At 55.5% G+C, this 14307-nt stretch carries 6 protein-coding genes; 2 read left to right on the forward strand and 4 right to left on the reverse strand.

Annotation, left to right across the window (positions count from 1 at the left end; all coding sequences use genetic code 11):
* Positions 1-52 precede the first annotated feature (52 nt).
* On the forward strand, positions 53-5140 hold the full coding sequence (locus Pla100_RS00445) for a Calx-beta domain-containing protein (RefSeq protein WP_197167606.1): 5088 nt from the start codon (positions 53-55) through the stop codon (positions 5138-5140).
* A gap of 194 nt (positions 5141-5334) precedes the next feature.
* Here Pla100_RS00445 and Pla100_RS00450 read toward each other — a convergent pair whose 3' ends face one another.
* From Pla100_RS00450 to Pla100_RS00465, 4 genes are all read right to left on the reverse strand, one after another.
* Positions 5335-5646 carry a DUF167 domain-containing protein gene (locus tag Pla100_RS00450; RefSeq protein WP_146575748.1) on the reverse strand — a complete coding sequence of 104 codons (312 nt, stop codon included), beginning with the start codon at positions 5644-5646 and terminating at the stop codon, positions 5335-5337.
* A 154-nt stretch (positions 5647-5800) separates the two neighbouring features.
* A complete protein-coding gene (locus tag Pla100_RS00455) occupies positions 5801-7783 on the reverse strand; it encodes a hypothetical protein (RefSeq protein WP_146575749.1) in 1983 nt (660 codons plus the stop codon).
* A gap of 344 nt (positions 7784-8127) precedes the next feature.
* A complete protein-coding gene (locus tag Pla100_RS00460) occupies positions 8128-8931 on the reverse strand; it encodes a glycosyltransferase family 2 protein (RefSeq protein ID WP_146575750.1) in 804 nt (267 codons plus the stop codon).
* On the reverse strand, positions 8928-9998 hold the full coding sequence (locus Pla100_RS00465) for an NAD-dependent epimerase/dehydratase family protein (protein WP_197167608.1): 1071 nt from the start codon (positions 9996-9998) through the stop codon (positions 8928-8930). Before Pla100_RS00465 ends, Pla100_RS00460 begins: the two co-directional genes overlap by 4 nt.
* Before the next feature lie 585 nt (positions 9999-10583).
* On the opposite strand from Pla100_RS00465, the gene Pla100_RS00470 reads away from it, so the two are divergent.
* Positions 10584-14219: a C2 family cysteine protease gene (locus tag Pla100_RS00470; RefSeq protein WP_197167609.1), complete on the forward strand. Its 3636-nt coding sequence runs from the start codon at positions 10584-10586 to the stop codon at positions 14217-14219.
* Positions 14220-14307: the final 88 nt, after the last annotated feature.

A 14307-nucleotide genomic window follows, 5' to 3' on the forward strand; every position in this document is an offset into this window, starting at 1 on the left:
ATTTATCAACTTTCGATTTTTAGGAAATAAAGAGCTTACGATGCGCAAGCAAATGAAACGACGTCGAAGATTAACGGCCGAACGTCTTGAGAGCCGACGATTGCTGGCGGTCCTGGTTACGGCTGCTCAACCGTCGCAGACTGTCCAGGTGAGTGATCAATTTACGATCGCAACCAATTACGCAACGACTCCACCGGAGCTGACGACTGGTGTCGCAATTCGGCTTCATTTTGATCCAAGCAAAGTCGATTTTGTTCTCAGTGATGCGACGTTATCGCAGGAGTCCGTGCCGTTCAAGGTTGTGGATCCTCGTCTATTTGATGAATCCGCAAGCTCCGACGATGGCGATGCTCGAACGACGAAATACATCCAAGTTCAGTTTGCCGACTTCGTTCCACCACCGGATTTCCCGGCGAGTTTCTCCCCTTTGTTCGAAGCTAAGTTCACGGCAAAGGCGGCTGGAACGGCCGCGTTTAATTACACGTTTCCGTTTGATAGTTCGATTCCCGCTTCGTCAGCTACGGTGACGATTAACGAATCATTGCCAACTGTCTCGGTCGCGGTAGCCCCGTCGTCCGTCAACGAAGACGGCACCGGCGCGTTGGTCTACACGTTCACACGAACCGGCGAAACCACGGCCGCGCTGGCGGTCAACTACACGGTCGGTGGTACGGCCAACTCGGGCAGCGATTTTACAGCGCTCTCGGGAACGGTCACGATCCCGGCCGGTCAGTCGTCCACCACGATCAGCATCGACCCCACCGATGATTCCACCGTCGAGCCCGATGAAACGATCATGCTGACGATCACCGACGCGGCCGCGTACGATGTCGGTACCCCTGCCTCCGCGACCGGCACGATCACCAACGACGACGTGGCGGTGGTCACACCGACCGTCTCGCTCACGGTGGCCCCATCGTCCGTCAACGAAGACGGCACCGGCGCGTTGGTCTACACGTTCACACGTACCGGCGAAACCACGGCCGCTTTGGCGGTCAACTACACGGTCGGTGGCACGGCCAACTCGGGCAGCGATTTTACAGCGCTCTCGGGAACGGTCACGATCCCGGCCGGTCAGTCTTCCACCACGATCAGCATCGACCCCACCGATGATTCCACCGTCGAGCCCGATGAAACGATCATGCTGACGATCACCGACGCGGCCGCGTACGATGTCGGTACTCCGGCCTCCGCGACCGGCACGATCACCAACGATGACGTGGCGGTGGTCACACCCACCGTCTCGCTTGCTTTAGCCCCGTCGGCTGTCAACGAAGACGGCACAGGTGCACTGGTCTACACGTTCACACGAACCGGCGAAACCACGGCCGCTTTGGCGGTCAACTACACGGTCGGTGGTACGGCCAACTCGGGCAGCGATTTTACGGCGCTCTCGGGAACGGTCACGATCCCGGTCGGTCAATCGTCCACCACGATCAGCATCGACCCGACCGACGATACCACCGTCGAGCCCGATGAAACGATCATGCTCACGATCACCGATGCTGCTGCGTACGACGTCGGTACCCCGGCCTCCGCGACCGGCACGATCACCAACGACGACGTGGCGGTGGTCACTCCCACCGTCTCCGTTGCAGTAGCCCCTTCGGCTGTCAACGAAGACGGTACCGGCGCGCTGGTCTACACCTTCACCCGAACCGGCGAGACCACGACCGCCTTGGCGGTCAGCTACACGGTCGGTGGCACGGCCAACTCCGGCAGCGATTTTACGGCGCTCTCGGGAACGGTCACGATCCCGGTCGGTCAATCGTCCACCACGATCAGCCTCAACCCGACCGACGATACCACCGTCGAGCCCGATGAAACGATCATCCTCACGATCACCGACGCTGCCGCCTACGACGTCGGAACCCCTGCCTCCGCGACCGGCACGATCACCAACGACGACGTGGCGGTGGTCACACCCACCGTCTCGCTTGCTGTAGCCCCTTCGGCCGTCAACGAAGACGGCACCGGCGCGTTGGTCTACACCTTCACCCGAATCGGAGAGACCACGGCCGCGCTGGCGGTCAACTACACGGTCGGAGGCACGGCTACTTCGGGAACCGACTTCACAGCGCTCTCGGGAACGGTCACGATTCCGGCCGGTCAGTCGTCCACCACGATCAGCATCGACCCGACCGACGATTCCACCGTCGAGCCCGATGAAACGATCATCCTCACGATCACCGACGCGGCCGCGTACGACGTCGGTACCCCGGCCTCCGCGACCGGCACGATCACCAACGACGACGTGGCGGCGGTCACTCCGACCGTCTCCGTTGCAGTAGCCCCGTCGGCGGTCAACGAAGACGGTACCAGCGCGCTGGTCTATACCTTCACACGAACCGGCCAGACCACGGCCGCGCTGGCGGTCAACTACACGGTCGGAGGCACGGCTACTTCGGGAACCGACTTCACAGCGCTCTCGGGAACGGTCACGATTCCGGCCGGTCAGTCGTCCACCACGATCAGCATCGACCCGACCGACGATTCCACCGTCGAGCCCGATGAAACGATCATCCTCACGATCACCGACGCGGCCGCGTACGACGTCGGTACCCCGGCCTCCGCGACCGGCACGATCACCAACGACGACGTGGCGGCGGTCACTCCGACCGTCTCCGTTGCAGTAGCCCCGTCGGCTGTCAACGAAGACGGTACCGGCGCGCTGGTCTACACCTTCACCCGAACCGGCGAGACCACGACCGCCTTGGCGGTCAGCTACACGGTCGGTGGCACGGCCAACTCCGGCAGCGATTTTACGGCGCTCTCGGGAACGGTCACGATCCCGGTCGGTCAATCGTCCACCACGATCAGCCTCAACCCGACCGACGATACCACCGTCGAGCCCGATGAAACGATCATCCTCACGATCACCGACGCTGCCGCCTACGACGTCGGAACCCCTGCCTCCGCGACCGGCACGATCACCAACGACGACGTGGCGGCGGTCACTCCGACCGTCTCCGTTGCAGTAGCCCCGTCGGCGGTCAACGAAGACGGTACCAGCGCGCTGGTCTATACCTTCACCCGAACCGGCCAGACCACGGCCGCGCTGGCGGTCAACTACACGGTCGGAGGCACGGCTACTTCGGGAACCGACTTCACAGCGCTCTCGGGAACGGTCACGATTCCGGCCGGTCAGTCGTCCACCACGATCAGCATCGACCCGACCGACGATTCCACCGTCGAGCCCGATGAAACGATCATCCTCACGATCACCGACGCGGCCGCGTACGACGTCGGTACCCCGGCCTCCGCGACCGGCACGATCACCAACGACGACGTGGCGGCGGTCACTCCGACCGTCTCCGTTGCAGTAGCCCCGTCGGCGGTCAACGAAGACGGTACCAGCGCGCTGGTCTATACCTTCACACGAACCGGCCAGACCACGGCCGCGCTGGCGGTCAACTACACGGTCGGTGGTACGGCCACTTCGGGCACCGACTTCACGGCGCTCTCGGGAACCGTCACGATCCCGGCCGGTCAGTCGTCCACCACGATCAGTGTCAACCCGACCGACGATTCCACCGTCGAGCCGGATGAAACGATCATGCTCACGATCACCGACGCCGCTGCGTACGACGTCGGAACCCCTGCCTCCGCGACCGGCACGATCACCAACGACGACGTGGCGGCGGTCACTCCGACCGTCTCCGTTGCAGTAGCCCCGTCGGCGGTCAACGAAGACGGTACCAGCGCGCTGGTCTATACCTTCACACGAACCGGCCAGACCACGGCCGCGCTGGCGGTCAACTACACGATCGGTGGCACGGCCAACTCGGGCAGCGATTTTACGGCGCTCTCGGGAACGGTCACGATCCCGGCCGGGCAATCGTCTACCACGATCAGCGTCAACCCGACCGACGATTCCACCGTCGAGCCCGATGAGACGATCATGCTGACGATCACCGATGCCGCTTCATATGACGTCGGTACTCCGGCCTCCGCGACCGGCACGATCACCAACGATGACCAAACTATCTCACCATCCAGCCTCGCGATCACTGCATTGAACGCCAACCAAGCAGAGGGCAATAGCGGAACAACGCGGTTCACATTCACTGTCGAGCGAAGCGGATCGAACTCGGAACAAACGACAGTGCAATTTTCCACTTCGGGTGTTGGTGCGAATCCGGCCAATGCCAGTGATTTTGTAGGTGGTGAGTTCCCATCGGGACCAATCACGTTCGAACCGGGTGAAACCCGAAAAGAAGTTTCTATCGAAGTCTTGGGCGACACAACTTCTGAACAAAATGAAGGATTCCAGGTCACCCTCAGCAACGCGAGCGGTGACGCGACGATTTCCAATGCTTTCGCCCAAGGGGTGATTGAAGATGATGATCGGCCCCAGATTCAGACGAGAATATTCACGCCATCGATTGTCGCGACCTATCACATCATCCCAGGTGATCGAATTCCCACTGCGATCATATTCAGAGCATTGGCTGACACCACCGTTACCGTGTCCTCGGTAGGAGGTGGGTCGTTCACTGAAAACATTCGCGTACTCGATGGTAACCTTCAATCGATCGGCGAATTTGCCAACGGAGCGACAAGGGCGGACGTCATCGCCGGCACGCTGAATGCGATCATTTTTGAGCCGCAATCGAGTGAGCGGATTATTCTCATTCGTTCTTCAAAGGGCTATGACACGCTGGGTCAACGATTTATCAATAACATTTTTCAACCAACAGACACCAGCGGCGACGGCGTCACGACAGCACTCGATGCATTGATGGTCATCAATGCATTGAATCGCAATCAGTTTGCCGAGGGCGAACCTCTTCCAAACACGGATGCCTTGCTGGACGTCAACGCCGACGGATATGTCAGTGCTCTGGATGCCCTGATCGTTATCAATCATCTATCGCAGACTTCAATGCAGCGTATTGCTTCGGGAGAGTATACCGCGACCAGTACCATGCCTTGGAAAACCGCTGGCGAGCCAATTCGTGAGGAAAGTCCTGGAGAGGTCAACCAAACGCCTCGACGGGTTTTGGCAACTTCGATCGAGTCGGACATTACGTCACCAAGCATGGTAGACATCGCGCTGACCGAAGAATCGTCCTGGTCCGCCTCTGGAATCGAGCCGGGTTTCGAAGAAATCCAAACTGCCTCGTTGGATTCTATCTAACCGTTCTAGGGATAGCCGATCTTACTACAAATTGCATGGGGAAGCAGTGCGAACGAGACAAACCTGATAATCGAAGTTTGTTCTTTGACAAAGCTCGATGCTGGCAACTTCGCTGCCTATGTCAAAGCGGCCGATGCAATTCTCGCCCACTTGGTCGACTTAAAATCGGCGGATCATCGAACGGTCTCGACCCTCTAAGGTTTGGGATTCAACAATTGGCTCAAACGCTCGGAAAGGTCCGACGGTGCATCGACGATACGAAACGCTTTGCGTCTGCTTGTTAGGCCGCTTGTCAATTCGATTTGACGCGGCTTCAAACACAGCGATTTTGCGATGGCTTTGATGATTGCTTCGTTGGCTCGCCCTTTGTCCGCCGGTGCGGTGACGCAAACGCGAAGCGCACCGTCGTGAACTCCACCGACCGATTCACGTTTCGCCCCGGGCGTCGCATGCACTTTAAGGACGGCATCTGGTCCGTAGCTGGATAGAAAGGAAACATCACTCATTGAGCTTCAATCATGGTTCATTGCTTATTGGAATAATCGCGAACCAACGTCACGCCCTTGAATATTGCCTGAGCAAAGTCGCCGCTGGCCACCGTTGAGGTGTCTCTCACATCATCGACTCAAGAAAATCGAGGTCAGCGAAACCGTCAAGAACTCAGCGGTGGATTTCTCGGCGAACGCTGTCACAACGCAGCACGCGTACCGACGGGATTGCGGCGGGCAATTTGCGGAAATGCAACGTCACGGATTCTATCGTCTCATTCAGGGCAAAACTCGGGATCGTTAACAAATCGTAGATTTCTAATTCACCCACTTCGAATCTTGTTTCTAGTAGATGGCCCGTAGTTTCACCGAATAATTCCGAATCCACGGAAACCGTGACGTTCCGATGGTTAACACTTTCTGTGCTCGGCCAGCGAATCGCAAGATAGCAACGTTCTTCCGGAGCCCACTCCGGATACTCGATGCGGATTCCAGTGTGGTCGTCTACGATTACTTCGCCAACTCCCAATTTGAATCCCGATGGCACCTTGTCAATTGAGATCGTGACCTGCGGCGTGCTTGAATCCGGCATGACATTCGCGACAATTGGCTGTAGCGTCGTAGGCAAACCATACAACTGTCTCGCCGGCTCGCTAGTTTGCAATAGCTTTAAAAACTCAGGGCTAACGTCGTCTCTCAGTGTTCGCGTTACCGTCACCGGTGGATAGGATTGTTGCTGGGGAAACAGCACTTCAAAACGCGACGGATCGTCGGCTAAAACGTCCAGCATATATGACATCGCGGGCTGGTACTGCCAGGGAAAGGCGAGTTCAGGATACCTGGTTCCCAGGGTTGAGCCTGGTATTTCAGGGATCGCCAAGTTGCCACGAACGGCCTGCTCCAGCGGTACGAAAAGGGTTTCCTTGATTTGTTGCATCGCAGCGTATTCACGCCGGTGTTCGCGAATTTCACCCCCGCGTGTTGTCTCGAAAAACGGCACTCCGAAATGACCGCAAATGCTCGCACCACCCTGAGACGACCAAACCAATGCGACACCAATCAGACACAATTTTTGAAACAACGGTCGACCTCGCTCGGGCAACCGATACCACCATCCATCGAACAAAAACGCGAACACGAGGCAAAATAGCGTTACTGGCATGAATAAATACTTCGGCGGTACGACGTTCCCAAGCCCCACCGTTGGTCGTCCCAAACAAACCATCAAGGTCACCCCGCTAACGATCAACAGAATAGCGACGAATCGAGAGTGCAGCGATCGTTTAACCAGCTCTGGCCAAGCGTATGCCGACGCTCCCGCAATGCAAAGTAGGCTGAACGCCATCGAAATCTCCATCGCGCCAAAATCGATCAGGTGATGGGGGATCGCGATTAAGATTGATAGCAGAGCGGTGCAGATCGTGTACGTCCATTGCAGAACCAGACCACCGAGACCATGACGTTCACCGGCCGAAGACAAAAACGTTGGCCCGCCAGGTCGATGATACGCGTCATTGTAAAACACAATCGCTAGCAATATGGGAATCACAATCGCGGCAAATTGGCTGAGCCAACGCAATGAAACGGCTTCAGCATCCAATCCACGAGAGCGTCGACAGTGCCCCCATGCTTCGCAAGCCAAAAATACCAACGCGGCACAAGCGACCCAGAAACCGCTGATATTCATGAAGCATGAGTACCCGACCAGCATAGCAGTGAAAATACTGTAGCGAAGCTGAGATGTTTCGCGCCATCGGATCGTCGCCCATCCTACTAACAAGGCGGCCGTCATGAACGATTCATGAAATAACAATATGTACTCACCGGAGGTTAGTTCACCCCACATCGTCCAGGATACGAGTAGCAGAAGGAAAACCGACGTCCCCAATCGAGAAACGCCGCTGCTGCGCAGATACAAACAACCTGACCAAACTAATGCCACGAGTGATCCGACGGAGATACAGTTGTAAAATATCGCGTTCGTGCCAAACATCCAGTGCAGGCCGCGAATGATCAGGCGGCCAATCGGATAAATATGATCATTCATCACGGCGTATATCAAATCAGGCAGCGGCAAACTGCGATTATCAATTAACAGATTGAAATCGTCCGATTCAAAGTAACCCCAAACCAATGCGCGCCAGTCAAAAGACAAGACCACAATCGCACACACCAAACCCCATTTCCACATTTCACGCGAACAAACGGGTGATGATGATCCTAGATGCAATTCCGTAAGGACGCGATCAAGTAGGCGATCAATTTGCGTGCCCCATTTCCATGCCACGAAAGCCAAGGCGAATCCTGCGACTGCGACGAACGCTGCGAGCCTGGGCAATAGATCAACGATAACTTCGGCCGAATCACCCGATCCGCGTGAAAGAACCGAGAGAAAGAAGGCACGGGGTAGGCAAGCAATGATCACACCAGCAATTGCACATGACAACGCTAGAGATCGCCCCCAAGGGAAACTCGGCTGCGGATCGCTCATTCGTTCGTTTAGTTGGGGGCGGTCGGTGAGTTCGGAAAAACTTCAGTTGCGGTGTCCAGCGATCGAAGACGTTCAGCCTGCACGTCGTCAGACATCAAAATGCGCTGAAAGAATAACATCATCAAAGTACACAGGTATCGTCGTCCCATCTCACGCATCCGTAGATTGCTTGAACCCCATGTGCGGCCCTCCCAATTGATGGGCACTTCTCGAATTTGATAGCCGCTAATCAAAGCACTGAGCGACATCTCCAATGTGATGTTGAAATGGCAAGCACGGTATGGACCGCAATGTTCGATCACTTCGCGTCGATAGGCTTTGAAGGCGTTGGTCAGGTCGTTCATGTCTGTCCAGAACATCCATTGAATCGACTTGTTGACGACTCGATTGACGACCAGCTTGATTTTTGGATATCGTTTGACCTCCGATCCCGCGACGAACCGAGAACCAAATACGCAATCGTAACCTTCGTGGATCGTGCGAAAGTAACGCAGGACATCCTGTGGATGGTCTGAGCGATCCGCCATGTAAATCACGATTACTTCGCCACGGGCGAATCGCAGTCCCGTCCGCAACGCGCGACCGAAACCACCCGGCGGCTGGCGGCGGACCAATCGTACCGTCGGCCATCGCTCAGTTAGCTTTAGAACTTCCGCTTCGGTATCGTCGTGGCTGTTATCGTTGACAACGATTACTTCCGTCTGGATCGCTTCCTGATCGATCAACAATTCAAGCAGTTCACGAACGCAAGGTCCGATATTGGCCTCTTCATTGTACGCCGGAATGACAATTGAAAGCTGTGGTGAAGTCATCTTGAGCATTTCAACCAGTCAGGGTTGGCGCGGGCGTGCGTGGCGATCTCGTCGAGAATCTGTTCGGTGCTGCGTGACGGCTCCCACTGCCAATGCGATTGGGCAAGTTTGTTGTTTAGGACAATCCAAGGCAAATCGAACGGACGGTTCTCGTTGGTTGATTCAACCTTGTGTGGCGAAAATTGACGATCACACCACTGCGTTAGCTGATACAACGAATACGCCGATTCAATACCGCCGCTGACGTTGACAATCGTTGGTTTACCAGGTGTGTCACCCGCATTGATTTGTTGGGAAATCAACGTGGCAACGTCAAGCGGGTGCAGGCAGTCTCGAACTTGAAAACCCGTGCCGTGAGCACCAATGTACTTTAACGGTTGTCGGGCAAAATGGGAGTGAATCCAATAACTGAAGATGCCCTGCTCGGCGCGACCAAACTGCCCCGCGCCCGCGAGCACACCACAGCGATTAATTCGCAAAGGAAAATTGAACATGGCCGCATATTCACATGCGATCGTCTCGCTTGCGACCTTCGTCGCCCCGTACAGCGAGACCGGCGGGAGGGTTGAAAAAGTCTCCTCGATTCCATCTGCGGAAACCCCCGGCGGCAAATTTTCTTCAGCCGAATTGAGCTGATACGCACCACCGCTTGCCAGCAACGGTAGTTCGGATAATGGCTTCAACGAGTAAACCCGGCTGGTGCTGAGCAAGATCAGTCCGGCGCAACGAATTCGACAGTACTCCAGCAGGTTCAGGGAGCCGACGAGATTGTGTTCGAGCAGTTGGCGGGCCGATCCATTGCCGAGGGTTCCCGCCAGCACGCTGGGCATGGCAGCGCAGTCGATCACCCAATCAACACTCGGCAACACCTCCAAATCGCTAGCACAGCGTAGGTCACCGTGGATGAACCGTACGCCACGCCGTTTCAATTCAGGCAGGTTGGATTGGCTGCCGGAACGACTCAAATTGTCAATCCCGACGAGTTGAATCCCCGAGTCGGACTCGGTTAGCACTTTGGCGATCCAATGGCCAACAAAACCGCAGACGCCGGTAATCAAGACTTTCAAATCGTTCGCTCATTTGGTTAGGCTGTCAAAGAAAGATTGTGTTGCCATTGACGCTCATTCTATTCGAACAAACGATCCTCGAGCGGGCTTCATGGCAACAAAAGTCATGCCCAAGGTTTTCGCAGTTAGGTCGGAACCGCTCAACCACTTTTCGTTGCGAATGATACATCTTCCGGCGGAATTTACGTTGATTGTATCGAAACTTGGGCGTTGCCAGTACTCATCCCGGCAGATTTCCCGTCTATCAGTCTTCGCAAGCACAAAGATCAAAATGCCGGTGTGTCAAGTCAAGTGCTAGGTATGCAAATCAACGAGATGCTTCTCCAAACCTTGATACAACCGTTTCAATCGATACGACTCTTCCATTCGACTGCATGTGATTTGCATTGCTAGCCCTCTCGATCGTAATGTTACTTCGTTCAGGTCGTTTCTAGCATAGCTTTGCTGTTGGGTCGCGAGGGTTCTCGCGAGTCCCTTTCGTTCAAAGTACACGCTCACTCAGTCTGCGTTCAGCATCCGCATTTCTCCCTCAACGATCCGAGTGAGTGAGGCCTGTGCCGAACGATGATCCAAGAGAAGAACTCGATGTCGAAGCGACTCTATCAGGGAACTTCCAATCGTTGGAAAGATCGAACGGGACGAAAACTGTCGTTCGAGAGACTTGAACAGCGAGCGATGATGGCGCTGGATGTCCTCGATGGTTATGTCGCCGACCTTCAAGCCGACTACACCGCCCCCGACTATGTTCTCGCAGGTCCTCAAGTCGCATCCGCACCGAGTATTGCAAAACCGTTGACCATTGTCGGCGGCTCGACGATTACCGGACAGTCTGCCAACTTATCGATCCTAGGACAACACAATGAAGGGGAAAGCGATTTAAAGTACACTTGGCAAACGGTGACCGCTCCGAGTGGCGCGCCGATTCGCTACCTGCGAAACAACGACAATCTCGCTAAGTCAAATACTCTCACGTTCAAGAAGCCCGGTGACTATGGCGTTCGGGTTACCATCACCGATCTCAATGGCTTGGCGACTTCTAGTGAACTTCGCTTTCGAGTCGTATCCACTCTAACGTCGCTTAGTGTCCGCACATCGACCGGAGCGACGGCAGTGGCAAACGCCAGAATCAACTCAACCGGACCTGTTGAACGTTTCACGGTCGTCGGACTCGATCAATTTGGACGTACCATGCCGACGGCTTCATCCGTGAGTTGGCGAGCGGTGAATAGTCCCTCCGGAAGCAGACTTTCGGTGACAACAAGCGGTACCGCATCCACAGCCACCTTCAATCGGACGGGAGTATACGGTCTACGCGTCTCCAGTGGGAATGTTAGTCACCAGTTCGATGTGAACGTGCAAGCGTCGCTAAAATCACTGTCATTGCGAACGTCAGCAGGAAATTCTTTGAATTCGTCAAAGCCTGTGACAGTCAAAGAGAGTTCAACACGATTGATCGTGACAGGTGTTGATCAGTTCAATCGAACTTTTGCACCGCTGCCTTCGCTCTCCTGGACCGTTGTCAGCAAACCCTCCGGTGGAAACGCCAAGGTCAGTATGGCTGGCTCCACAGCCACAGTGAGTTTTACCGGAGCCGGTAGTTATACATTGCGGATCAAATCTGGATCGTTGAATCATTTAGTGTCCTTTGATGTGAAGCAGTCGCTTACCAGTATCCGCGCCGCCAACACGAGCGGAACCGCGATCAACACCAACGGATTGTCGACCAACAGCCTGACCCAATCATTGCAAGCGGTGGCGTATGACCAGTTCGGCAAACCAATGAAAACGCAGCCAAAAATCGCGTGGAATGTATCTTCCAAACCATCGGGAGCATCTCCTGCGTTGTCGCAAAGTGCCAACAATGTCACGGTTCGTTTTTCCAAAGCGGGTGCTTATGTTCTTCGGGCCAGTGTCGCCGGACGTACTCAATTGGTGCCAGTGAGCGTCGGTCAATTGTTGACAACGTTCTCTTTGGCCGCAACGACCGGAGCGAACGTTCAATCGCAAAAGTCGATCTCGGTCAACGGCACGAGCCATCGTTTGACAGTACAAGGTCGGGACCAGTTCGGATCACCCATGGTCGTGAACAAGCCCATTGCGTGGACGAAGATTTCAGGACCCTCGGGAGGCTCGGCAAAGGCAAGCACTTCGGGTAACGCGGCGACGATTAGTTTCACACGTGCTGGAACCTATGTTCTTCGCGCATCGGCCGGCGGCTACAACCAAACGGTATCGCTCACGGTAAACCAAGTCTTTAGGAGCATTGCGGCGGTCGGATCGACCGGACAGTCGCTTTCCCCTGCGACCGCTTCAAGCCTAACGGGTACGAGCACTCGAATCATCGCACAAGCTCGAGACCAATTCGGTCAGCCCATGAAGGCACAGCCAACGTTTTCTTGGAGTTCAGCGTCCGCTCCATCAGGCGGAACGGCTGCTGTCAATGCACGCGGCGCACAGGCGACCGTATCCTTCAGCCGAGAAGGAAACTACACCGTCAGGATCGCTGCTAGCGGACGAACGATCAACGTTCCACTGGAGGTTGCCTCGACCCTGACTCGGATCAGTGTCGCGACGGGATCAAGCACCATGCTCGTCGGTGCCCAGCAGAACTTCAGCGTCCAAGGGTTCAATCAGTTTCAAAGAGCGATGACCATCCCGTCATCGACTCGCCTTTCTTGGACATCGACTCTCGGAACCATCACTAGCAGCGGAACGTTCACCGCTGGCTCCGCCGCTGGTTCCGCGACCATCACCGCGCGTGTCGGGTCGCTGTCAGCCACGACCTCGGTACGTATTTCAACGCCGACACCGGCTTCAGGACTGCGAGACGCATCCATTTCTTCGTTGGTGACACAACTATACGCCGACGGTGAATTGAGCCGTGTCGATGTGATCGGAATTCTGCGAAGCGCTGGTGCCGATGACAATGTCAACGCCACCGAACTGACCGACTTAAGATTTTTGGTATCGGCGAACTCAAACTATGCAATGCCTACTCATGTTCGAGAGCTTGGTAAGGATGTGGTCAACAGCAATCCGGCCAACCTTCGCTATCGAGGCCAATCGGCTGGTAATCTTGTCGCCGGAAGCAGCGCCGCGCTTCTCAATAATCTTGTCGACAAGTGGTTCCTTGGGACCGATCTGCCGTCACTAACGAGTTCCAACCTCAGTTACCGAGCTGCCACAGGCACACTTTTCGCTTCTGCTCCCGCGTTGCAGGATGCCAAACAGGGTGCATTGGGCGATTGCTACTTCATTGCTTCGGTCGCCTCGATTGCGCAATCGAATCCTGATGCCGTTCGAAACATGTTCATCGATAACGGCGACGGTACATTTACCGTTCGTTTCTACGCCGGTGCACTTGGCGGTTTCTTCACATCCTCCGGGCAAGTCAGTGCCGGCTTTCGATCCGGTACGGGAACCGCTGATTATGTAACCGTCAACACTCAGTTGCCGACCTACTGGAACGGTACTTTAGCCTACTCAGGAAGGGGCCTCAGCGCCGCGAGCAACTCAACGACGCTTTGGATCGCACTGGCTGAGAAAGCGTACAGCCAGTGGAACGAGACCGGCAACTCAGGTCGCGACGGGACGAACCGGTATCAAGCCATTGAAGGTGGCTGGATGTCCGATGTCAACGCGCAAGTTCTGGGATACAACTCGACGAGCTATTCGTTCAACTCATCAACAAAGCAATCGATGATCGCAGCGCTCAATGCAAACCGCGCGATCACCTTGGGAACGATCGGTAATGCGGGATCGGGACTAGTCGGTGGGCATGCTTATGTTGTGACTGGATACAATGCATCGACAGATCGCTTCACTTTATTTAACCCGTGGGGCAATACGCATCCATCGCCATTGACTTGGGCACAACTCCAAGCCAATTGCACGCAGTTTGTGGTAGTCGATCCAACCGGGTCGATTGCTGTCCAAAGCAGCACTGTTCGTTCAGACGTCATGTCGTCGATGCTGGTTGCTCAGATCGGCACAAACACGCATTCCGACTTCACCGGCAACGGTGCAAGCGATTCGTTCTTCGAAACGGGGTGGAGCACTCAAGATTTCTTTACACCGCCAACCGCAATGTCATCGCTAACTTTGAAGAAAGACTCATCTGAGTCTTATGAGGACATCTTTCGAGACGTAACCGACTTCACTTCCAATCGACCGCTTGAAGTGGGCTACCTGATGGACGATCTAACCGTGCGAACGCTCTAAAACACCTAAGTGCCCGAGCGACGTTGTGTCGAATCGTCGACAGAACTTCAGAATGGCTGGAAACGGCATCGGGTGAGGGGTAACCACC

Origin of the sequence: Neorhodopirellula pilleata (assembly GCF_007859915.1) — a bacterium.
Lineage (GTDB): Bacteria > Planctomycetota > Planctomycetia > Pirellulales > Pirellulaceae > Rhodopirellula > Rhodopirellula pilleata.

Bases quoted from the DNA above. Each gene is read 5' to 3' on its own strand.
- Pla100_RS00445 (WP_197167606.1), top strand. From the start codon at position 53: ATGAAACGACGTCGAAGATTAACGGCCGAACGTCTTGAGAGCCGACGA.
- Pla100_RS00450 (WP_146575748.1), bottom strand. From the start codon at position 5,646: ATGAGTGATGTTTCCTTTCTATCCAGCTACGGACCAGATGCCGTCCTT.
- Pla100_RS00460 (WP_146575750.1), bottom strand. From the start codon at position 8,931: ATGACTTCACCACAGCTTTCAATTGTCATTCCGGCGTACAATGAAGAG.
- Pla100_RS00470 (WP_197167609.1), top strand. From the start codon at position 10,584: ATGTCGAAGCGACTCTATCAGGGAACTTCCAATCGTTGGAAAGATCGA.